Source organism: Komagataeibacter oboediens (genome assembly GCF_003207815.1).
GTDB lineage: Bacteria > Pseudomonadota > Alphaproteobacteria > Acetobacterales > Acetobacteraceae > Komagataeibacter > Komagataeibacter oboediens.
This window is the reverse complement of sequence record NZ_NKTX01000016.1, coordinates 38,710-59,803: the sequence shown is the minus strand read 5'-3', so window position 1 is coordinate 59,803 and position 21,094 is coordinate 38,710. Positions and strand designations below refer to the sequence as shown.

Here is a 21,094-nt window from a genome sequence, read left to right as displayed (position 1 = left end):
ACGACCGTCACGGGCTGCCATTCCTCGCCAGCGATAACCGCATCCTGCGCGACGGCCTGCGCCGCCTTTCGGTCGCGCGCGATGAAGACAGTAACGCGCTTTGACCATTCATTCTCTCGCTGGTCTGGGCCTGTTCCTGACCGGCGCGGCGTTCTCGCAGGTGTTGGCGTTCGGCATCGCCGCATGGCGGGAACATCAGCGCAGGCGCCAGATTGACGACACGCTCGGGCCGCCTGCGCCTGATCCATCGGATAATACAAAATGACAAAACGCTTCCTCGGCTGCCGCCCGGCTGAACACCGGCCCGGCCAGCCGCATCTGTCCGTCATGCGCGGGTTCTGCTCCCGGCAGGCTCCGGCGCGGCTGATCCGTGACCATATCGACCCGCACCCCGGCATGTTGGGCAATGACGCGCTGGGGGACTGCACCAGCGCAGGCATCTTCAACCACATGCACGCCACGGCTGCGCTGGCTGGCTTTGACGTGGCAGGCATCACCACAGAAGCGGCAATCCGGTTCTACAGCCAGTCCACCGGCTACGTGCCAGGCAACCCGAACACGGACAACGGTGGCGTGGAGGTTGATGTGCTGACATCAGCGTCCCGTGACGGATGCGCCCTGACCGATCAGACCCTGTATCCGTGCTGGGGGAGTGCCGATCCGGGCGACCTGAACGGAATCCGCAACATCACCGCAGGCCTGTCTGCTGCCTATCTGGGCGTGCAGCTTGCCACGGCGGATATGTGGGAAGACCAGGATGGCAACCTGCCGCCTGTGTGGGACACGGACAGCCCGGCTGACCATGGCGACCCGACGCCGGGCAGCGCGGGCGGCCACTGCCTACTGCTGTGGGACTACGCGGGCACTGATGACACTGATCTGGTCACCCTGCTGACATGGGGCGGCAAGCAGAAAGCAACATGGCGATGGGTCCGGTCGCGGATCATGGAAGCGCACGGGCTGGCATGGGGTCAGTTGCACGCGCCCGGCGGCCTGTATCCGGCTGGTGATGACTGGACGGCGCTGGTTGAGGCCAATGCGGCATATCTGCGGGGTGTAGCGTGAACCGAGGCGACCGCGCAGCCTTCCTGTTCGCCTGCATGGTCGGCCTGTCGGGGTGCGCTGTCCACCCGGCCCGCGTCGCAACTACCATTCCGCAGGCCATGGCAGGCATTCAGACCAGTCTGGCGCAGGCCGGGGTGGTTTCGGTATCGCACGCAGGCGATTGGACAGAAGATCAGGACGCGCTGTTCGTCCGCGCTGTCCGGGCGGCGCAGTGCAGTCAGGACCGGCCCGACCCGGTGGTAGGCACAATTGCAGGCGACGTGACGCTGCAACTGTCCGGGCAGTTCACGCAGGGCGGACAGTTCACCGTAGGGGCAATCACGACCGCGCCCACGTTCGGCGTGCAGGCCGATGCAAGCCGAGTGCGCGGGCAGCAGGTTAGCCTGCCAGTGTCCTACGCGCCCCTATCATCCATGCCGGATGTGGAGATGGGCCGTCAGCTTGGCTATGAGGCGTCCATGTTCGCGCAGAATGATGATGCCCGGCACGCTGAGGCAGCCCGACTGATTGCCGATCGGGAGGAACTGCGAGGGAGGGTGCAGGCGATGATTGATACCTGGGACGCAGGCGAGTGTGTCAGGCATGAGCCTGACGTGCCGTTCGTGGGCGGTCATCGGTGATCTGGCGCTGGCTGCACCGGCTGTTCTGTTTGCGGAGAGGGTGCAGGAAGGAAGTGCCCGACCTCAATCGAAAGCCTCATCCCAGGTTCCAAGTGTAGCGCCCCGGCTGTATTCGGTCGCCCGGTTCTCAAAGAAATTGGCGTGTTCGACCGCGTTCATCATTTCATCAATCCACGGCAGGGGATTGCTGGGAACGTCATAGATCGGGTCTAGTTCCAGCCCGATCAGGCGGCGATTGGCGATGAAGCGGATATACTGCTTGACCTCGGCGGCTGTCAGCCCCTCGACTGGCCCCATGTGGAAAGCCAGGTCAATGAAGCGGTCCTCGTTGGTCACGATCTCACGACAGGCCAGATGAATGGCATCTGCCACGGCAGCCTTGTCGATCTGATGCCCGAACTCCTGCATGTATGTTTTGAACAGGCGCGTGATGGATTCAACGTGCAGGCTCTCGTCCCGCACGGACCACGTCACGACCTGCCCCATGCCCTTCATCCGGTTATGCCGGGGGAAGTTGAGCAGCATGGCGAAGGATGCGAATAGCTGTAGCCCTTCGGTAAACCCGGCAAAAACGGCCATGGACAGGGCGGTATTGTGGTGATCGTCCATGTTGAACCGCTGCAAGAACTCGTGCTTAGCTGCCATTTCCTCATATTCAAGGAAGGCAGCATATTCGGTTTCCGGCATGCCGATGGTGTCCAGCAGGTGGCTGTAGGCAGCCTGATGGATGGATTCCATATTGGTGAACGCTGACAGCATCATTCGCACTTCGGTCGGCTTGAACCGGGGCATATACAGGTCGATATAGGCGTTCTCGACTTCCGTATCCTGCTGGGTGAATAGGCGGAAGATCTGGGTGACCAGATATTTTTCCGTATCGGACAGGTTATTGTTCCAGTCCTTCACGTCATCGCCCAAGGGGATTTCCTCGGGCAGCCAGTGCAAGGACTGCTGGGTTTTCCATGCCTCGAACGCCCACGGATAGCGGAAGGGCTTGTATACCGGGCTGGGTGTGAGAAGGGTCTGTGTCATCTTCGTTCCTTACAGACGAAAACGGCAGGAACCCGAAGGCCCTGCCGCTCTGTGCCAGATTACTGCGGGCCGGGCTTGATACCGGCTGTTATCGTTTGGGCTTAGCCTACATGCTCAGCAAAATGCCGCCTCGGCTTCACGTTCGTCTTCCCGCGTGTCCATCCACGCCGCCATAGAATCTGGAACCTAAAACTGGTGCGGGGCTTCCACCCGCCGCGACCCGAAAGCCTCTAGAAATGCGGTGCTGCGACGGCCATTGCGCCCGGATCACCAATTGAAGATGGGACCGCCGCAGCACGGGCATTATAGGCACGGATTGATGAATGGTACAAGTGCGGTTTCTTTCGCGATAGGCGAATTTTGCTGATACCAACAGAAAATACGGAAACTTATTCAATTAAAACAATGATGTAATTTCCTGACAGGCGAACTGCCGCTGCCGGGCGCGCCAGCCTGAATGCGTATGGCCGGGCTTTTATGGGAAAGCCCGGCTGTATCCTGCACCGCGTCGTGTCACCAGGCCACTCGGCTCTGTCTTTCATGAAGCGACATGTTTAATTGACCGGTTGATGAAACACGGGACGAATCAGCAGGCGGCCTTTTTCCAAGGTTTTCTGTAAAAGCTTCACCTGGAAATTTTTGGCGCCAGCGTGAGGAAGTGCCTTGCCCGGCATGCTCTGGCGATTGGTTTACCCCACCGAATAAAAATTCCGGATTGGTCTGCCTCCAGAAATACCCGATGCCGTTCGGGATGGTTTCGTGGCAATGATGGCATATTGATTACGTCGGATCGTGAAACCTGCCTGAACTTTATCCATGACAGTCAGTCCGGGCGATCATCACGACATGAACGCAATTCCGGCGCTTGAAAAGACTGCAGGGTACGATCTTGTCCATAACGTTCGGACCATCCCTCCCCTGTAATCAAATGGCCTATCGTATCGCGGTCGATGCGCATGGAAAGCTGTTTGAAAATGAATCATTAATAAAAATAAATAAAAGTTTTTGAATGTCGCCTTTTTTAAGACGAGGTTTTCCTCAGCTTTTTGAAAAAAGTTTTACCAAAAAATTTCAGTAGATTTACAGGACGCTTCGTAAGCCGTTTTTTGGGTGCTGTCGGGCATATGGATGCGGCAGCATGGTATTCATGTCACAGGTAAATCTGCCCTCTACCGGTCCTTCTCGGTATTGGCGAGGTCTATATTTTTCTGTCGACTGCGACAGGTCATGCAGGGGAATCAGGCCTGTATCCCGAAATGGATGTGGTATTGATACACTAATGTGACAATTCGCCATTGTTTTGTCGTGGGCTGATATCAGTTTAGGCGGAGAGGAGTACGGTAATGAAGTATATGAAATCCCTGATGACGGCTTTTACCGTCATGGCGCTGGCCGCCGCACCGGTTTTTCCGCTGTCGTGCGCCCATGCGCAGCATGGTCCCGGTGGTGGTCCGGGTGGCGGGGGACATGGCGGTCCGGGTGGACCCGGCGGTGGTGGTCGTGGTGGTCCGGGCTTTGGTGGACCCGGCGGCGGTCGGGGTGGCCCGGGGTATGGTGGTCCCGGTGGCGGCCCTCGCGGCGGTGGCTGGGACAGGGGGCCGCGTGGTGGCGGCTGGGGTGGCCCGGGATGGTATGGTCCGCCGGGTTATTACGATGGTTATGGATACGGTTACGGTTATCCTGCTTACGGGTATCCCGGCTATTATGGCTATCCTTATGGTGGCTATGTGGGCGGTTGGGGCTGGGGTGGATGGTAACGCCCGTCCGCTGGTTGGGATTACGCGGCCGTTCGGCGGCGTAATGCCAGCCACAGGGCCACAAGCAGGCCCGTAATCGACAGGCTGGCGAACCATGTCAGTATGCCTGTCATCCCATCAGGCCGGATTGCCAGCATCAATGCACAGGCAGGTGCGGCAACCCGGCCCATGATTGCCATGCACCGCCCGGGTGGCGTCAGCCGTGCAAACCGGTAACGGGCTGGCTGCAGCCGCACATGGCACGTAAATGCCAGCAGCCATAGCCCGCAGATGATGACAAAGATCATGTTCCGTCATCCCCGCAGTTGACGCCGGGCATACAGCGCCATGATGGCGGCAAGCACGCCCATCCCGTCCATTCCGGCATGGATTGCCCACAGGCTGCGGACCGCATGGGGGCAGGTCACGATATCAAGCACCGGCAGGCCGCCCCCCAGCAATGCGATCATGACCAGTTGTGGCCGCCAGGCCGTATTCATGGATGTGCTGGTGGAATGAAGGGCGGCATGTCCGGCACATAAAATCCATGCACCAAAAAGAAGGCCGGTTTCCAGCCTGTCGCGTCCCGTCATGGTGGCGGGCAGCAGGTGGTTGCTCCACAGGAACACCAGTATGCTGATGGGCAGTCCGGTAACGGTCGTAATTGTCAGACCTTCACCAATGCGAAAACCGATCCGGAGCCCTGATGCGCGGCGGCGTTTCATAATGAACAGCACCAGTCCACTGGCAATGATGCCCGTGGCGCACAGTCCCGACAGGAAATACAGCCACCGCAACCCCAACGGGGCAAAGCGGGCATAATGCAGTCCATGCATGGCCTGTATGGTATGGGCAATCGGGCCGGGTGTTGTGGTCGTGCCCAGCAGGTGCCCGTCCGGCAGGCTGAAATCGGCGTGGTCGCGGGTCAGGAATGGTCCGGATGCATCGCTGGCGTACAGGCTCAGCCGGTCAGGAGAAAAAAGGATAAATCCGATCTCGCGACCGTGCAGGCTGCGGCGCGCCGTCGCCAGAAGGGGGGCGAGCGCGGGCAGCGGCGGCGGAGCGGCGTTGGTGACAGCCGGACCGGTCGCGGGCGTTTCCGGCTTTTCCGGGGCGAACAGGTGTGTCAGCGGTGTTGCGGGCAGGATGAGGTTCGCGTTGACCACGGTGCCGGTGTAGATGATCATGAGCGTAAATGGCAGGAACAACACACCGACCAGCAGGTGGGCATCCAGCCATCCCCGCAGCCGCGCAGCGGACAGGCGCAGCATGACAATGTCCGGCACCAGCGCGCGCAGGTGTATGACAACGCCCGACACGATCGTGACAAGCAGGATGATGCCAAGAATATCGACAAGACGGGTGCCCGTCGTTCCGGCCAGCAGCGTGTAATGGAAAGTGAAGAAGAACGTGCCCCCCATGGTGGCACGTACCGTAATCGGTACACCACTGCGCGGGTCGAACAGTGTGCCGACAAACTTCTGCCCGTCGTAATGCAGCACATCAAGGGTGGGCGACCGCGGGGATGGCAGGGTCAGGAAAACCGATGATCCGCGCAGCTGCTGTTCATGGATCAGGGCTGCCGCGGCATCCAGCGCGGTGTCCGTCAGGGGGGCGTTGGCCGGTACCTGGTTTTCAGGCTGCATCCACCGTGTCATTTCCTCATCAAATACCGACAGGGTGCCCGTCATGAAAATACACGTCGCGATCAGTCCGACCAGAAAACCGGCCCAGGCATGTAGCCACCCCAGACGGGTACGCAGGGTTTCACGCATTACGAAACCAGTTCGACAAGGACTGCAAGGCCGCCACCCATGCAGACTGACAGCAGCCCCGCAGACGAACTGAAACATAGCACGATCAACACGGGCAGGCAGGCAAGGGCGATGATCTGGCCAAGCTGCATGGTGGCGGCGCTGGCTGATATGCTGGCAATGACCATGGAATGGGCAAGCGCGTAAGAAACCAGGCAGGCAGACAGAATGCCGCCCACCCGGTTGCGTGTCAGGCGCATCCTGTCCTGTGTCATATCGATCGCTACGGCTCCCTTCCGTTACGGCATCATAAATAAATGCGACGCATTTGCATTTGTGTCTATGCCATGGAAAGCCCTGTCATGCGAAGGGATACGGGATATTTTTTATTATGAACCGTAACGCCATCCACACGTCGCCGCTGGTCGCACTGAATTCATGCCGGCGGTCAGCGTGACGACCATGCAGCAGGCCATCATGCCCCCCGGCGGACGCCATTGCGCACCGGTGCCCGTGCGGGTGGTCTCGGGTCAGGCTGTCGTGGGGCGCGCAAGCCGATCGCCAGCGTATCGGTCGGGTGTGTAATTACGACAGGCGCGGCGTGCCTGTCCCGGAGTGGAGCGCACGCTGGCGGATGAGACGGACCAGATTTTCCAGCGCTGTCATACCGTCAGGCCATAGCCCGACACGGGCGTGATTGCCAATGTGGCCAACCGCGCCAGCATCGATCAGTGTCGCCCCCCACCGGGCCGCAAGGTCACGGGCACGGGGCATGCGCAGCCATTCGTCATCCTGACTGGCCATAAGCACGGCGGGAAAAGGCAGCGGTGTTGCGGGCAGTGGCGCAAAACCGGCCACCCGTGTCGCTTCGGGACCGTGATGATGGTCGATATCCGCCGGTGCGACCAGAAATGCCCCCACGATACCCGCAGCCCCCTGTTCGATCGCCATGCGTACGCCCAGTATGGCGCCAAGGCTGTGGGCAACAAGGATAACGGGCCGGTGGCAGGTCTGCACGGCATGTTGCAGGCCCTGCACCCAGTCCGGATAATGGGGATGTGTCCAGTTGTCCTGCTGCACCCGCCGCACCGTTACCCCATGCATGCGGAAAAACAGTTCCCATTGTGACTGCCAGTGCTGCGGCCCCGACCCGTCCAGCCCTGGCACGATGACGACGTCAAAACCGGACAGGGCCTGTATCACTGTCGTTCCGGCGGGTATCCTGCCATCCGGGACAGGCGGCATGTCGGGCGGAACAACAGGCATTATGGCCGAAGGCATCTGCTCAGGATGCATATGCAGGGACATTGTCTTACTCCCGATATAAGGGAAAACCAGTGTGGCCATGGGCCACCCGTTCATTGTTTTCTATGCAGCACGCGGGGTCTGCTTCAGGGGTGGACAACCTGCACCAAGCCCATGCGCCACGCGGATGATGTCATTGAAATCGCGTTCCGTCGCGACCGGGTGGATCAGTGTACTGCGCACTGTATTACCGGGGTCCACAATGAAGGCGGCATGTTCTTCCATGTCCCCGCCGCCCGGTCCGACATCCACCGTGACACCCCGCCACAGCGCGGCAATATGGCCTGTTTCATCATGAACGATCGGGAAATCCGGCACCTCTGCCGCCGCTCTTGTGGAGGGGAGGGGAATCACGCCCGCCAGAAGGGCAGGGGTCATGGGTGCAAGGCCCAGCAGGCGCACTGGCTGCGCACGCGTACGCGCCCATCGCAGCCCGGCCCGCAGGCTGTGTATGCTGTAATCCCCCGGGTGCGTCAGGACAATACGCCAGCATCCATGACCCCATGTATGGAAACGGATTGGCCCAATGCCTGTCTCGGTCATGAAATCCGGGGCTTTCCAGCCGGGGAAAATTGCCATTGCCTGTCTCCTGATGACGGGGGCGCCACGGGTGCGGGTCGGTGGTTCCATCATTCCTTATGTGGATTATATAATCACATCCAGAAAAATGTGCATATAAAAAATGTCATATAAAAATTTAACAAAAAGTTATGACACTTTTGATCGTGAAAACCTCCCGCCATGCGCACTGTGCAGCGGATGCGCATGGGGAGGAGGGTATTGTCCCCCAATCGTTAAAAGGCATTCCTGCGGAAAGAATTCCTGTTTAAGAGACTGTAAAAATTAAAAAATGTCTTCAAAATGTCATAAACAACGAAAATTAAATGATATATGTATAATACCACTGTCATAATGTTATTATGTGTTGACGCAGGGCGCCTGACGTGTATTGTTCCCGCTGAAATACATACCGCTCCCATCATGCAGGATGATTCCCCATGATCCAGCCAGCCATGCGAATGCGTTGCTCCGGTCGATGTCGCACCATCCCTGCCGCTCCCGTCATGCGGGCGGCCGTTCCATAAAACAGCCGGCGGAAATCCTGCCGGAAACCGTCCGTGCGTCGCCACGGACATGCAAGGGCAGTTTTTTCAATGCTTGAATCCCGTATCATCGAAATCGACGGCACGTTCCTCGGCACCGTCATTCTGGAGGCGGACCGCCAGACGCGCCGCTTCTATGCCACGCATGACAGCGTGCGGGCATTCCATAACCGCACCCTGCACGGATCGGATGACGTGACCAGACAGGTCGCGCGCCTTTACCGCCGTTCCCATGTGGACAGGCACGATGCCACAGGCGGAAAATGACAATGCGCCGGATCACATGCAGTCATGGTGCCGCATGAAGGGCAGGACGAATGCCTGACAGCCCGGACGGATACGTTCCGTCCGGGCTGTTCTGTTGTGATCCTGTCATGGGGCAGGGGTCGACCCGGCCATCTGCGTCAGGCTGGCTGGCCTGCGGGCGGGGTCAGCCGGCCGGGGTTGGCTTTCCAGTCACGTAGCGCTTCCTCGCAATACGGCAGGACTTCAAACACCGCCATCATGCCCAGCGCCCCAAGGGCATAGGGCAGGCCAAGCGGTTCCCGCTTCAGCCGCGGCGGCGTGGAACGGATGACCCTGCGCCCCAGCAGGGCCTGTACCTGCGGCCAGTGCAGGACTGCGATCAGGGAAACGGCCATGAGCGGCACCATTTCCAGAAAGCTGTGGACATGCTGCTCCACCGGTTGCACCTCGCGCCGTGTCACGGCGTAGCTGACATCCCACATGGCTGTCGCTTCATGCACGAAAAATGATGCGATCATGAACGACAGGACCGGGACATCGATTTCCATGAACAGTCCGGCCAGAACCGGAAAGGCCGCTTCCCCCAGCATAAGCAGGTGCAGGCCACTTTCCTTCAGGCCCGTGGTATGTTCGATATCCGTCCGCCGGTGGCACCACCAGTCGGTCAGGCCGGAGACCAGCCAGATGGGTATGACAAAATACTGTATGACCCGGCGCGCGACATGGCGCGTGGCGTCGGTTTCGGCCTGTGCATTCTCGACGGGCCTGCTTTCCCGTGCGGCCGGTTCCTGCGGGGGCGGTGCGGGCGCCGTGTTCACCCTGCGGCCACGCCACCATGCAATAAACCCCGCCCCCAGCGTCGCTGCTGCGGCGCAGAGCATGGAAGATGCATAACATTTGAGAAAAGTGCGGTTTTCCATCATGTCCTGTCTCCCGTCCTATTGGGGGGCGTGATGGAGGGCTGCTGCAAAAAGCGCCACAATGGCCGGACAGAACGCTTTTAGGTCGTGCGGATTGCGTGATGTGACCAGCGTGCCATCGCTCACCACCTCTTCATCTACCCAGTGCGCACCCGCATTGGTCAGGTCCGCGCGCAGGGATGGCCACGATGTCATCCGGTGCCCACGCACCCCGTTGGCATTGATCAGGGTCCATGGTCCGTGACAGATCGCGGCAATCGGCTTGTTGGCCTGGACGAATTCCCTGACAAAGCGCACGGCGTCCTCGTCCATGCGCAGGTGATCGGGACTGGTCGTACCGCCGGGCAGGACCAGTCCGTCAAAGTTGCGTGCATGGGCCTGTGCCACCAGCATGTCGACCTGATAACGGTGGGTCGGGATCACATCCGCCTTCATGGCCTGGATATAACCATGGGTGGGGGAGACAAGGACCGTCTGCGCCCCGGCCTGCTGCAACGCGGCGACGGGTTCGGTCAGTTCCACTTCCTCCACCCCGTTGGTGGCAAGGATTGCAATGGTCCGGCCATCCAGGGGGGCACGGCGCGTGCCACCATGCCGTTCGGCATCGGGATGTGTCCGTGCATCATGCGCGGGCATGGCGCCGGATGTCGGTGGCATATTGTCCTGGGCGGGGACCGTATTGAACACATGGTTGGCCATGATCGTTCTCCATCGGCTGTAAAAGACTGGGGCGGAGGCACATTTTCTGCCAGCTTTCCGCACACAATCTGCTGGTGTCATAACGACTGGTTGTGGGGGATGTTCCAATCATTCTGTGCCAGCAGGCGGGTAGGTGGTGTTCATCGGGAATGGGCCGGTCTGGTTGACAGCAATAAAAAACAGGAACGGCATGTATTCATTTCTGAAATACATGCCGTCCTGTCTGTCCTGGTCAGTTGCCGCACCATGCGGCATGGTTATTTTTTGGGTCCGGTCGAACGCCCCTGGGCGGGAGGGTCGCTGGCGGGAAAGCTTTCATCAAGCGCTTCATCGCGCCCTTCGTCTTCCTGCTTTTCTTCAGGGGTCTGGGGCTTTTCCCTGTCAGGGTCGGGTCTGTCCTGCATGGCCGTGGTTCCTGTCCAGTATGAATGTCCACCAGCCTGATGGTAGCAGGCCCGGTTGCGAAGTGGGGGTGGCTGCGGATCAGGGGTATCGAACGGGAACGGGTCCTGCGGGCCAAGGGGCGGATAATCGCGCGGCAGGGGCGGCCCCGGTGGCGGCAGGGGGGCCTGTCCGAAGGCGTGGATGGAAGATGTAAACATGGCTGTTCTCATCTGGCTTACGTATGGGAAACATGGGGTTGCACCCTGTCTCCCTGCCGGTTGGACCGGGTATGTCAGTATTGTTTACTGTTCACCGCTATCGGCGGGGGACGGGGTCTTGTTACCGCCGCGGCTGCTACGACCATAACTGTCGTGCATGTGTTTGTGGTGGGTGGACCGGGTGGAGGTGTCGCTACTCGTCGGTGGCTGTGTGCCAGGCTGTTCATCGACAGTGCGCGGGTTGTTCCACAACTTGTCGGAAGGTTCCACCCGCTGCCCGTTTGGTGCGGTCGCGGAAGGCGGGTTCCTGCCCACTTCGGATGCCGCGGAATCAGCCGTTGGCGCCGGGACTGTTTCCGTGCCGGTCTGTGCCACGGCCATGACCGGCACACTGGCGATAAATGCCGCCAGCAGGGCGGAATGCATTGTCTTTGTCATGGTATCGTCTGCTTTCATTCAGGTGAATGGACTGACCACAAAAGCATTCATGGGTCGAAAGGTTGCATCATGTTTGTCAGGCCGGTGCGCGTTCGTGCATCCCTACCCATATGGCCAAACACATCATTTATGCCGGAATGGATGAATACATGGTCAGGCCAGTGATTGTTCTTGGTTTTCGTATTGACCCGACATGTCCGTGCAGGTCAGCGCGCCCCGTCAGGCAGCATGCCCGGCGTCACCGTTTTGATGACTGATCGGATCCGGGCGTTGCCGGTGCATCTTTCTCGGCGGCGTGTTCGTCGCATCCCGCCTGATCCTGGTGTCTGCCCTTGTGGCTTGTAGCCTCGACACGTTCATCATTGTCGCGGGTGGATTCCGGCTCGTCCTCGCCCGCGCGGGGCTGGCCGGTTGCCTTGTCACCGTCGCCCGGCGGCGGTGTGGCATGCCCCTCGGGCGCATGAAGGGCATATGGGGTCTGTACGGAAACATGCGGTTGGTCGGGCATGGTCTTCCTCCGTTATGGGAATGGGGACGGTTCGTACCTGCTGGCCCTGCATATGCATGTGAAGCAGTGCGGGGCCACGTGGTTGCCTGCCATGTTCTGGTTAACGGGGCATGGGCGGAATGGTTCTTGACTTTTTCCTATCCTTTCATGCGCGAATATTTCATGAATACGCATGTCGTCATGCTGTCAGCCCGGCGGGGCGGGTTGCGGTCCCAATGTAATCTCCACGCTATGGGCCTGCCCGTCATCCACCATCTCGACCGTGCCGGTGGGGGGCAGGGGATTACCGTCGCATGTGGCATGGCGTATGCCGTGACACACATGGTCGGGGTTGTGAACGACAACGTGATAGGTTGCCGTGCGCCAGCGCACCGTGGCCGTGAACCCCGGCCATGCATCGGGGATGCAGGGGGTTATCAGCAGCTGCCTGCCCTGTACGCGCAGGCCGAGAATCGTCTCTGTCCCCACGCGTTGCATCCATCCCGCCGACCCGGTGTACCATGACCATCCCCCCCGGCCCACATGGGGCGGGCATGAATAGATGTCGGCCGCGACCACATAAGGTTCCAGCCTGTAACGCGCCACGTCCTCGCGGCTGGATGCGTGATTGATCGGGTTGAGGGTATGGAACAGGGCATGGGCGCGGTTTCCATCCCCCAGTGTCGCCATGGCCATGGTGGTCCACAGGGCGGCATGGGTGTACTGGCCGCCGTTTTCGCGTATGCCGGGCGGGTAGCTGCGGATGTAGCCCGGGTCCGGGCCAACGGCGTCAAATGGCGGGGTCAGGACAAGGACCAGCCCTTCGTCCGGGCGGACAAGCCGCGTCATGGCCGATCGCATGGCGTGCTGCGCCCGTTCGGGCACGGCGACACCCGACAGCACGGACCATGACTGTGAAATGGCATCGATCTGGCATTCCGCGCTGGTGTGTGAGCCAAGCGGTGTGCCGTCATCAAAATAGGCGCGCAGGTACCAGTCGCCATCCCATGTCGCCTCCAGTGCCGTGGCAAGCGCGGCAGCATGGTCCTGCCACGCCTGCACGCGTGCATCATCCCCACGGGCACGTGCCAGAGGGATAAAGGTGGTCAGCGCGTCATGCAGGAACCACCCCAGCCACACGCTTTCGCCCCGTCCCTGTTCTCCCACGCGGTTCATGCCGTCATTCCAGTCCCCCGTGCCCATAAGCGGCAGGCCATGGCTGCCTGTCGCAAGGCTGTGGTCCAGCGCGCGGGCACAGTGTTCGAACAATGTGCCGCTGTGTCCGGAAATTGCGGGGATCATGAAGCGGTCATGTTCGGTAATGGGCAGCGGCGGGGCCTCCAGAAAGGGAATGCACTCATCCAGTACGCCCGTATCGCCCGTGGTGGTGACATAATGCGCCACGGTATGGGCCAGCCAGGCGCAGTCATCGGAAATATGGGTCCGCACGCCCGCCCCGGTATTGGGCAGCCACCAGTGCTGCACGTCTCCTTCGACAAACTGCCGTGACGCGGCCCGTAGCAGGTGCGCGCGTACCCGGTCCGGGCATGAAAGCGCCAGCGCCATGCCATCCTGCAACTGGTCACGGAACCCATATGCCCCGCTGGCCTGGTAAAATCCGGCCCGTGCCTGTACCCGGCTGGCCAGCGACTGGTACAGCAGCCAGCCATTGAGCATGATGTCCATCGTGCGGTCGGGGGTCTGGACCTGTATTGCGCCGGTTACCGTATCCCAGTGGCGGTGAACCGCCTCCAGCACATGGTCGGGGTTCGTGGTACGGTACTGACCGATCAGGGCTCGGGCATGGTCCGTGTCCGTGCCTTCACCCAGCAGGAACACGATTTCCGCCCGTCCCCCCGGTGGCAGGGTCACCATTGTCTGTACCACGCCACACGGGTCCAGCCCGGCGCCGGTCGCCCCCTGCACGCCATTGGCATGGGCGAAGGCAAGGGGATCCGCCATCGTGCCATAGGGGCCGATGAAGGTGGCACGATCACCCGAACAGGCCGTCATGTATCCGCCGATATCGGCAAAGGCCGTGCGGTCCGCATATTCCGCATTCCAGCGGTTGCGCGCGAACAGCGCGCCGGTTTCCCCATCGCGTTCGGTCATGATGAAGGGGGCCGCAGTGCTGCGCGCGGGCCCCAGCACCCATTCCACATACGCGGTGACGGACAGGGTACGCGGCCGGTCCGACTGGTTATGCAGCTGTATGCGCGTGATCTTGACCGGGTCCGATACCGGCACGTATTGCAGCAGGGAACTGGCCACCCCGTGCGCCACGCGGTCCAGACGGGTATAACCGCGTCCATGACGGGTGACATAGGTCGCTCCGGCATCGCGCCGGGTGGTGGCGGTGGGGCACCACAGGGTGCCGGTGTCCTCGTCGCGGAAATAGAAGACCTCCCCCGTATGGTCAGTGACCGGATCGTTCGACCACGGCGTGATCTGGTGTTCGCGGCTGTTGCCCGACCATGTATAGCCGCTGCCTTCGCCCGAGACCTGGAAGCCGAATGCGTCATTGGCGATCACGTTGATCCATGGCGCGGGCGTGGTCTGTCCGGGGCCAAGCACGATCACGTATTCCCGCCCGTTTTCGGCAAAGCCGCCATGGCCGTTGAAGAATTCCAGCGCGGGCACCGGCGGCACGGCAAATGCCGAAGGTTGCGGCGGGACGGGGGGCTGCGCGGGTGGGAAGGGGCGTGCACGCGGCCTTTCCCCCTGGTCAAGCTGTTCGGACAGGGTGTGATCCGCATCCAGCACGACACGCGCCACGGATATGATCAGATGGCGCACGGCGGGCGTAATCAGGTCGGCGCGCAACACGCGCACGGACCCTGTGGCCCCTGCCGCGCGGGGGCTGGCGCGGACAAGCTGGTCAAGCGATACCTGCAGGTCCTGCAGATAGGACGACGGGTGTTCGTTCAGGATGACAAGATCCACCGCCAGTTGCTTGAGCCGGAAATATTCCTGCGCCAGCAGCAGGATGCGGACGATATCCGTGGCGGAATTTTCGCGTACGCGCAGCACGACAATCGGCAGGTCGCCCGAAATGCCCTGTTCCCACAGCAGGGGCTGCGCACCCGCCCCATGCGCGATGTCCACCGGGCTGGCGCGCAGGGCGCGGGTGGCGAACACGATATGCCCCGCCAGCCGCTGGAACAGGTCCGCCTGCGATGGGGACATGTCCAGATGGCGCAACTGCACCTGCGCCTGTGTCCATGCCAGCGTGCGCGCGCGTTCGAACGCGGCATGGTCCTGATGGGTATCGATCAGGTCCAGCAGGGCCGCGCGGCTGGGGGCAACCATGGTCCAGAAGGCGACGCGCGCCACCGCGCCAGGACGGACGGACACCCGTGCCCGGATGGAAAAGACAGCGTCCAGCACCGTCCCCGTCGTGCCCGACAGGGGGGCGCGGGTGGCCATGGCGGCGGGCTGGCGTGCGTCATGCCTGCGACCGATGAAGCGGGCACGATCCGTTTCAATCTCGATCGGGGCATCGCACAGCGCCAGATGGGCCACCCATATCTCCGGCTCGTCACCGGTGCGCCGGCGCCGTGTTGCGATCAGGGCGCGTGACTGGGGGATATGCTCCGTCTGTACGAACAGCTTCGTAAAGGCCGGGTGCGCCAGGTCGGCGTTCTGCGCCAGCAGCGCCAGTTCGGTATATGACGTGATGTCCAGGTCCAGCGTCTCGCTGCCTGCGTTAAAGACCGAGACCTGACGTACTTCCGCATCATTTTCCGCCGAAACCAGCACATCCAGCGTAGTGGTGACGGTTCCGTCGCGACGCGCGAATTCGGCACGGTCTTCATGAAAGACCACGGCGTATTCATCGGGCGGGCTGTCGGTCGGCTGTATCCCGGCGGACCACAGGCGGCCTGTCCTGCGGTTACGGATATAAAGGTACTGACCATATTCATCGCGCGTCGTATCCTCGCGCCAGCGCGTGATCGCCTGTCCCTGCCACCGGCTGTAGCCCGATCCCGCCGCCGTCAGCATGACCGTGTACCGCCCGTTGGACAGCAGGTGCGTGACCGGTCCCCCCATGTCGGCACGGTCCACGTAACGCCCTGCGGGTGTTGCTATGGCATGAACGGGGGTATGGGTATCGTCCTCGGACGGCAGGGGACGGGCGACGGCGCCGGTGCGGGGGGCACGTTCCTGCAGCAGCAGCTCGGCCGAGGCAATGACCGGGTCATCATGAAACCGTGCGCGCATGACGCCATTCATGATCGCATCGGCCACCGCAAGGATGGACATGCCCTGATGATGGGCCATGTAGGCGCGGATGATCGCGACGCGTTGGCTGTCGGGCACGCGGTCGGGCGTGTAATCCAGTGCTTCATACAGGCCATACCGGCCCAGCGCCCCGGTTCTTTCCAGCGTATGCAGGTTGGCCACCGCTTTCTGCGGGTCGATCATGGCGGCCAGCATGGTGGCGTAGGGGGCGACCACCGTGTCCATTCCCAGCCCGCGCTTCAGCCCCAGTCCGGGAATGCCGAAATTGGAGTACTGATAGGTGTAGTCAAGATCGCGCGCGTTATAGGCGGATTCCGATATGCCCCATGGGATGTCACGATCCTGCCCATAGGCGATCTGGCGCTGCACGATCAGCTTGTTGGTCTGTTCCAGCAGGCTGCCCATGGGCGCGCGCATGACCAGTGACGGCATGAGGTACTCGAACATGGACCCCGACCACGATACCAGTGCCGCCCCGCTGCCCACGGGCGTGATGGACCGGCCAAGGCGGAACCAGTCATGGGCGGGCATGTCGCCCTTGGCGATGGCGAAGAACACCGCCAGCCGCGCTTCGGACGCCAGCAGGTCGTAGCAGTTGGCGTCCTGCGTATCCTCGCCCACCAGATAGCCGATGGACAGCAGCTTGCGTGACGGGTTGCACAGAAAGGCAAAATCCATGTCCTGCGCCATGCGCCGCGCCGTCTGCGCCACGGTTTCCAGCCGCGAGCCGAGCGTGGCGTACAGGTCCGTATCCAGATCGCGCGGGTGGCTTTCCAGCGTGCGCAGGGGGGCTGATATCCAGAACGTACGCTCGTCCACCGTATCTTCATCATGGCCCGGTGGCAGGGGCGTCAGGGCCGCCACGTGGTCCATGACCGCTTCCGCCTGTTGACGCAGGGCCGACAGCTGTGTTGCCGAACGGTTGGCGTCTGCGGACAGGACGGCGTTCTTCAGTCCTGTCAGCAGGCGCAGCAGCTGGCGTTCCGCAGGCGTGTGGCTGATGCGCGTGCCATTACGGAATGTCAGGTCGGTAATCGCGATGTTCAGCGCATCCGTCACCCCCTCGCGCCATGTGGCGAATTCAGGACCGTTTTCCCGCCATCGCTGGCACGCGCTGGACAGCGTGACGAGGTGACCGGCAAGGTTGCCGCTGTCGACACTGGAAATATACACCGGGTCAAGCGGGCGGAGGTCATCGGTGGCATACCAGTTGTAGAAATGCCCACGGTAGCGCGGCATGGTCTCCAGCGTGGCGAAGGTTGCCTCCAGCCGGGCCACGGCATCGGCCAGACCGATCCAGCCGAAATCCCGCGCACTGGCGCAGCACAGCAGGTACAGCCCGATATTGGTGGGCGATGTGCGCCGGGCCAGAACGGGGGCGGGATCTTCCTGAAAATTGTCCGGCGGCAGCATGTGGTCCGCAGGCGTGGTAAAGGTTTCGAAAAAGCGCCACGTGCGGCGCGCGACCATGCGCAGGATACGCGTATCGGTGCGCGAGGGCCGTGAACGCGCGGAAATGACCGGCGTGCGGCTGGCCCACATCGCCACGGCGGGCGACAGGCACCACAGCGTGGCAACCGGTACGGACGCGAACAGGTTCCACGGTGCCCATATGGCCGTGGCCATGACACATCCCCACCCCAGCAGCGGAGCCGTGAACATCCGACCGTAATATCCCCCAAGGCCCGAACGCATGAGTCCCGCGATCTGGGCTGCAGGCACCCATTGCAGCAGATGGCGGCGCGTGACCAGGACGCGGACCAGCGTGCGCGTTATCGCATCCGTCATGAGTACGGACTGATGGGCGAGGAAGGTGATGGTCAGAAAGGTCATGACCGCCGCCTCGGCGCTCTGCGTGCCGATGACGTTGAGGTAACTGCGCAGCGTGATCCATTCCCGCCGGGGCACGATATCGGGCAGGACCGGTAGGAAAGCAGGCAGCGCCAGCGCCGCCAGTATGAAGGTCGTCCAGATCAGGGCGGCATGGAACGGCAGGAACCACCCCGCCACAAGGCTTGCCAGCGCCAGTGGCATGCACATCGTGCGGCGCAGGTTATCGAGCATTTTCCACCGCGCGATGCCAGACAGCCGCGCCCGTGCCGGCACGCTGAGCGGCGGCAGGCTGGACACGATCCATGGCAGCAGCTGCCAGTCGCCACGTGTCCAGCGGTGCAGCCGCTGGGCCGCGACAAGGTAGTCGGTGGGGAATTCCTCGACCACCTCGATATCCGTCACCAGTCCGGCCCGGGCGAAAATCCCTTCGAACAGGTCATGGCTGAGCATGGTGGATTCAGGCACCCGCCGGGCGAGGGCGGCCTCGAACGCGTCGATGTCGTATATGCCCTTGCCTGCATAGGATCCTTCGCCAAACATGTCCTGATACAGGTCGGACACGGCGGCGGAATAGGCGTCGATGCCGCTGGCGCTGGCGAAAATGCGCTGAAACAGCGTGCTCTGGTGGCCCACGGGCAGCGATGGCGTCACCCGTGGCTGCAGGATGGCGTAGCCTTCATGCACCCGTCCGGATACGGGATCGAAACGTGGCGCATTGAGGGGATGGGCCATCTTGCCAATCAGGCGGCACACGGTTTCCAGCGGCAGGCGCGTATCGGCATCGAGGGTGATGACATAGCGTATGCCCGCAGGCAGGGCATGTCCGGGGGGCAGGAAGGTGGTATCGGTCGCCCCGCGCAGCAGGCGGTTAAGTTCATGCAGCTTGCCGCGCTTGCGTTCCCACCCCATCCAGACCCGTTCGCTTTCGCACCAGACCCGCCTGCGGTGCAGCAGGTAAAAACGCATGTCCTGCGCGCCTGCGCCATATTTCCGGTTCAGCCTGTCAATCCCCGCGCGTGCCAGTGCCAGCAGGTGCTGGTCATCGGGGGCGTCGGCGCTGTCATGGTCGGTCCAGTCGGTCAGGAGCGCGAAGTGAACCGTGTCGTCACGGACGCTCAGGTAATGGACCTCCAGCCGTGCGACCAGTTCGTCCACGGTCTTTTCCGTTGTCAGCAACGCGGGCACGACCAGCATGGTGCGCAGATGGGCAGGAATGCCGTGCAGGAATTCCAGGCCCGGCAGGGTGGTGGCGTGTACCGCCTCCAGCGCCAGGCGGTTGACGCAGGCGACCGCCGCCTCTGAAACCGGAATAAAGGCAAGTATTGGCAGGGCCCATGCGACCTCCATGCCGGCCCGATGGACCAGCCACACCGGGATGGCGATGAACAGCAGCGTAAGCAGCGTGACCACGATGCTGTAGGCCGTGATCCCGTAGGCGCAGAAGGACCGGACCAGACGGCGCGACAGTGTGGGCCGGAACCCGATGGCCGCCTCCAGCGTCGATCGTCCCGCCATGAGCAGATAATAGCCCGGATCGCAACGCCGGGGATCATCCGTGCCCCTGTCGCGTGCTGCATGCGCCATGGCCACGGCCTGCCTGGCTATATCCATTTCGCTGTGGCGGCAGCCACGGGCCAGATCCTCTATGGCCTTGCGGTACAGGTCGCGGCTGGCAAAATCCGCCTGTGTAAAACTGTCATGGTCGGCAAAAAGCCGGTCAATCAGGCTGACCCGTTCAAACGCTTCGGTCCAGTCGAAACCGGCGATCAGCCGCAGGCTGGTGATGATGTTGCGTATGGTGGCGTTGAACGTCCCCTGTTCATGCAGATCGTCGTGCACCGCGTCGTCAATGGTGGTGTGCCGGTCCGCCATACGCTGTTCCAGCCAGACAAGGGCAGGGTCCTTTTCCGGATCCAGCCCGCGCGAACGGTGGACAAGCTGCGCGGTGAACGCGTTATTGAGGATACGGGGGTCAACCGCCGCCAGGAAACCCGCCATGGCCGCCTGTGTGCCCTTGCGGTAGGCGGCCAGCTGGTCGGCCAGCTGGTCAGCGGCGCGCCTGCTGGCGTTATTGTCCATGATCGCGCCGACGACACGGCGCAGGTTTTCAATCAGCACGATCCGCAACGTGATCGGGACCGCCCACAGTTCCCCGATCGTAAGCGGCGTGACACTCTGATAAGCCTGCAGGTAGTTGTACAGGATTTCAGGCTGCAGGTTGCTGTCGGTATGGGCGACAAGCGCCCATGTCACGCCAAATACCCGCGGCAGCCCGGCAAACGGGCCATTGGCCAGCTTGGGCAGGCGGGCGTAATAACTGGCGGGCAGGTCGAGATCCGTTTCACGTATCTGCATGTCCACCAGCGCGTAATTGTCCGCCAGCCACTGGGCCGCAGGCGTAAGCTGTTTTCCGTTCTGGATATCCTGCGCGATCCGCACGTCGGCTGCGCGCAGGAACGCCCCGTTTTCCGCCAGCCGCCGCGACAGGGGGCGACCGTGTGTGCGGGCATGTCCGTCGGGGGCGACGGTCTGGGCCGCGGCAAGGCTGCGCGCGTGGGCTTCCAGCCGTTCCATGCCGAAAATCTCGCTTTTCAGCGGGGCGAAGTCATCTTCCCACGTGGGCGGCGGCACGCGACCGAACAGGCGCGCAAGCCATGGGTGTCGTGTTGACCGGACTGCAGGCTCGGGCTGTGGGAGGGTGGTGGTGGTCCCGTCCATTTTCTAGCTCCAGTTGCAGGCACGTGCCGGCCTGTGGACAGGCTGCTGCCCGTGCAGGCGTTTATTTCCGGAAAAGGCTTTTCCTTGGCTGCGGGGCGTGGGGTACGGACCCGCGCAGTATCGTCGGTGGCGTCCCGTCAGGTGGATGGGGGGCTGTGTCCCCACCTGTTTTCGGGGTATGGTCCGGTGTTGCGGGCATGGCTGTCGGTTGTGTCCTGTCGGACGGTGTGGTCTGTCCCGGCGGCGCGGGTTTGTGGGATGCACCCATCCTCTGTTCTCCTCTGTGTCCGGGGA

General features: G+C 61.9%; 18 protein-coding genes. 5 read left to right on the top strand and 13 right to left on the bottom strand.

The annotated features are described in order from the left end of the window. Positions 1-100: 100 nt before the first annotated feature. From CFR80_RS19270 to CFR80_RS08965, 3 genes are read left to right on the top strand one after another with little or no spacing between them, the layout of a single operon-like run. Entirely contained in the window at positions 101-265 is a 165-nt protein-coding gene (locus CFR80_RS19270) for a hypothetical protein (protein WP_181418183.1), read from the top strand. Then, a complete protein-coding gene (locus CFR80_RS08970; protein WP_110507256.1) occupies positions 262-1,065 on the top strand; it encodes a hypothetical protein in 804 nt (267 codons plus the stop codon). Before CFR80_RS19270 ends, CFR80_RS08970 begins: the two co-directional genes overlap by 4 nt. After that, on the top strand, positions 1,062-1,685 hold the full coding sequence (locus CFR80_RS08965) for a hypothetical protein (RefSeq protein ID WP_110507255.1): 624 nt from the start codon (positions 1,062-1,064) through the stop codon (positions 1,683-1,685). Before CFR80_RS08970 ends, CFR80_RS08965 begins: the two co-directional genes overlap by 4 nt. 63 nt (positions 1,686-1,748) lie before the next feature. Here CFR80_RS08965 and CFR80_RS08960 read toward each other — a convergent pair whose 3' ends face one another. Then, positions 1,749-2,717, bottom strand: coding sequence for a ribonucleotide-diphosphate reductase subunit beta (locus CFR80_RS08960; RefSeq protein WP_110507254.1), 969 nt, complete (start codon positions 2,715-2,717; stop codon positions 1,749-1,751). A 1,343-nt stretch (positions 2,718-4,060) separates the two neighbouring features. On the opposite strand from CFR80_RS08960, the gene CFR80_RS08955 reads away from it, so the two are divergent. After that, positions 4,061-4,474: a hypothetical protein gene (locus CFR80_RS08955; RefSeq protein WP_050017594.1), complete on the top strand. Its 414-nt coding sequence runs from the start codon at positions 4,061-4,063 to the stop codon at positions 4,472-4,474. Between the two features lie 20 nt (positions 4,475-4,494). On the opposite strand, the gene CFR80_RS08950 is transcribed toward CFR80_RS08955, so the two are convergent. From CFR80_RS08950 to CFR80_RS08930, 5 genes are all read right to left on the bottom strand, one after another. Then, positions 4,495-4,761, bottom strand: a complete 267-nt coding sequence (locus CFR80_RS08950) for a hypothetical protein (protein WP_010514866.1) — start codon at positions 4,759-4,761, stop codon at positions 4,495-4,497. A 6-nt stretch (positions 4,762-4,767) separates the two neighbouring features. Then, positions 4,768-6,228, bottom strand: coding sequence for a PepSY-associated TM helix domain-containing protein (locus tag CFR80_RS08945; protein WP_110507253.1), 1,461 nt, complete (start codon positions 6,226-6,228; stop codon positions 4,768-4,770). Next, the gene (locus CFR80_RS08940; RefSeq protein ID WP_010514870.1) at positions 6,228-6,482 is read right to left on the bottom strand and encodes a hypothetical protein; all 255 of its coding nucleotides are present in this window, start codon (positions 6,480-6,482) and stop codon (positions 6,228-6,230) included. Before CFR80_RS08940 ends, CFR80_RS08945 begins: the two co-directional genes overlap by 1 nt. A 310-nt stretch (positions 6,483-6,792) precedes the next feature. Then, positions 6,793-7,473, bottom strand: a complete 681-nt coding sequence (locus tag CFR80_RS08935; protein ID WP_258367755.1) for an RBBP9/YdeN family alpha/beta hydrolase — start codon at positions 7,471-7,473, stop codon at positions 6,793-6,795. Between the two features lie 102 nt (positions 7,474-7,575). Further along, positions 7,576-8,091 carry a peroxidase gene (locus CFR80_RS08930; protein WP_010514873.1) on the bottom strand — a complete coding sequence of 172 codons (516 nt, stop codon included), beginning with the start codon at positions 8,089-8,091 and terminating at the stop codon, positions 7,576-7,578. Positions 8,092-8,666: 575 nt separating this feature from the next. On the opposite strand from CFR80_RS08930, the gene CFR80_RS08925 reads away from it, so the two are divergent. Continuing rightward, positions 8,667-8,882, top strand: coding sequence for a hypothetical protein (locus CFR80_RS08925; RefSeq protein WP_010514876.1), 216 nt, complete (start codon positions 8,667-8,669; stop codon positions 8,880-8,882). Positions 8,883-9,019: 137 nt separating this feature from the next. Here CFR80_RS08925 and CFR80_RS08920 read toward each other — a convergent pair whose 3' ends face one another. The 7 genes from CFR80_RS08920 to CFR80_RS08895 all read right to left on the bottom strand — a co-directional run bounded on the left by CFR80_RS08920 (position 9,020) and on the right by CFR80_RS08895 (position 20,800). Continuing rightward, on the bottom strand, positions 9,020-9,784 hold the full coding sequence (locus tag CFR80_RS08920; protein ID WP_010514877.1) for a hypothetical protein: 765 nt from the start codon (positions 9,782-9,784) through the stop codon (positions 9,020-9,022). 15 nt (positions 9,785-9,799) lie between these two features. Further along, complete coding sequence (locus tag CFR80_RS08915) at positions 9,800-10,480, bottom strand: type 1 glutamine amidotransferase domain-containing protein (RefSeq protein WP_110507251.1); 681 nt, start codon at positions 10,478-10,480, stop codon at positions 9,800-9,802. Between the two features lie 108 nt (positions 10,481-10,588). Further along, positions 10,589-10,735, bottom strand: coding sequence for a hypothetical protein (locus tag CFR80_RS19265; RefSeq protein WP_010514879.1), 147 nt, complete (start codon positions 10,733-10,735; stop codon positions 10,589-10,591). A 2-nt stretch (positions 10,736-10,737) separates the two neighbouring features. After that, complete coding sequence (locus CFR80_RS08910) at positions 10,738-11,082, bottom strand: hypothetical protein (RefSeq protein WP_010514880.1); 345 nt, start codon at positions 11,080-11,082, stop codon at positions 10,738-10,740. Between the two features lie 84 nt (positions 11,083-11,166). Further along, positions 11,167-11,520, bottom strand: coding sequence for a hypothetical protein (locus CFR80_RS08905; RefSeq protein ID WP_010514881.1), 354 nt, complete (start codon positions 11,518-11,520; stop codon positions 11,167-11,169). A 238-nt stretch (positions 11,521-11,758) separates the two neighbouring features. Continuing rightward, the gene (locus CFR80_RS08900; RefSeq protein WP_010514882.1) at positions 11,759-12,028 is read right to left on the bottom strand and encodes a hypothetical protein; all 270 of its coding nucleotides are present in this window, start codon (positions 12,026-12,028) and stop codon (positions 11,759-11,761) included. Between the two features lie 186 nt (positions 12,029-12,214). Beyond that, positions 12,215-20,800 carry a GH36-type glycosyl hydrolase domain-containing protein gene (locus tag CFR80_RS08895; protein WP_110507250.1) on the bottom strand — a complete coding sequence of 2,862 codons (8,586 nt, stop codon included), beginning with the start codon at positions 20,798-20,800 and terminating at the stop codon, positions 12,215-12,217. Positions 20,801-21,094 lie beyond the last annotated feature (294 nt).

Excerpts from the sequence above, each read along its gene's own strand:
- CFR80_RS08940 (WP_010514870.1), bottom strand. The coding sequence starts at position 6,482 with ATGACACAGGACAGGATGCGCCTGACACGCAACCGGGTGGGCGGCATT.
- CFR80_RS08905 (WP_010514881.1), bottom strand. The coding sequence starts at position 11,520 with ATGACAAAGACAATGCATTCCGCCCTGCTGGCGGCATTTATCGCCAGT.
- CFR80_RS08900 (WP_010514882.1), bottom strand. The coding sequence starts at position 12,028 with ATGCCCGACCAACCGCATGTTTCCGTACAGACCCCATATGCCCTTCAT.
- CFR80_RS08930 (WP_010514873.1), bottom strand. The coding sequence starts at position 8,091 with ATGGCAATTTTCCCCGGCTGGAAAGCCCCGGATTTCATGACCGAGACA.
- CFR80_RS08960 (WP_110507254.1), bottom strand. The coding sequence starts at position 2,717 with ATGACACAGACCCTTCTCACACCCAGCCCGGTATACAAGCCCTTCCGC.
- CFR80_RS08970 (WP_110507256.1), top strand. The coding sequence starts at position 262 with ATGACAAAACGCTTCCTCGGCTGCCGCCCGGCTGAACACCGGCCCGGC.
- CFR80_RS08920 (WP_010514877.1), bottom strand. The coding sequence starts at position 9,784 with ATGATGGAAAACCGCACTTTTCTCAAATGTTATGCATCTTCCATGCTC.
- CFR80_RS08925 (WP_010514876.1), top strand. The coding sequence starts at position 8,667 with ATGCTTGAATCCCGTATCATCGAAATCGACGGCACGTTCCTCGGCACC.
- CFR80_RS08950 (WP_010514866.1), bottom strand. The coding sequence starts at position 4,761 with ATGATCTTTGTCATCATCTGCGGGCTATGGCTGCTGGCATTTACGTGC.
- CFR80_RS08910 (WP_010514880.1), bottom strand. The coding sequence starts at position 11,082 with ATGTTTACATCTTCCATCCACGCCTTCGGACAGGCCCCCCTGCCGCCA.
- CFR80_RS08895 (WP_110507250.1), bottom strand. The coding sequence starts at position 20,800 with ATGGACGGGACCACCACCACCCTCCCACAGCCCGAGCCTGCAGTCCGG.
- CFR80_RS19265 (WP_010514879.1), bottom strand. The coding sequence starts at position 10,735 with ATGCCGCATGGTGCGGCAACTGACCAGGACAGACAGGACGGCATGTAT.
- CFR80_RS08945 (WP_110507253.1), bottom strand. The coding sequence starts at position 6,228 with ATGCGTGAAACCCTGCGTACCCGTCTGGGGTGGCTACATGCCTGGGCC.
- CFR80_RS08935 (WP_258367755.1), bottom strand. The coding sequence starts at position 7,473 with ATGCCTGTTGTTCCGCCCGACATGCCGCCTGTCCCGGATGGCAGGATA.
- CFR80_RS08955 (WP_050017594.1), top strand. The coding sequence starts at position 4,061 with ATGAAGTATATGAAATCCCTGATGACGGCTTTTACCGTCATGGCGCTG.
- CFR80_RS08915 (WP_110507251.1), bottom strand. The coding sequence starts at position 10,480 with ATGGCCAACCATGTGTTCAATACGGTCCCCGCCCAGGACAATATGCCA.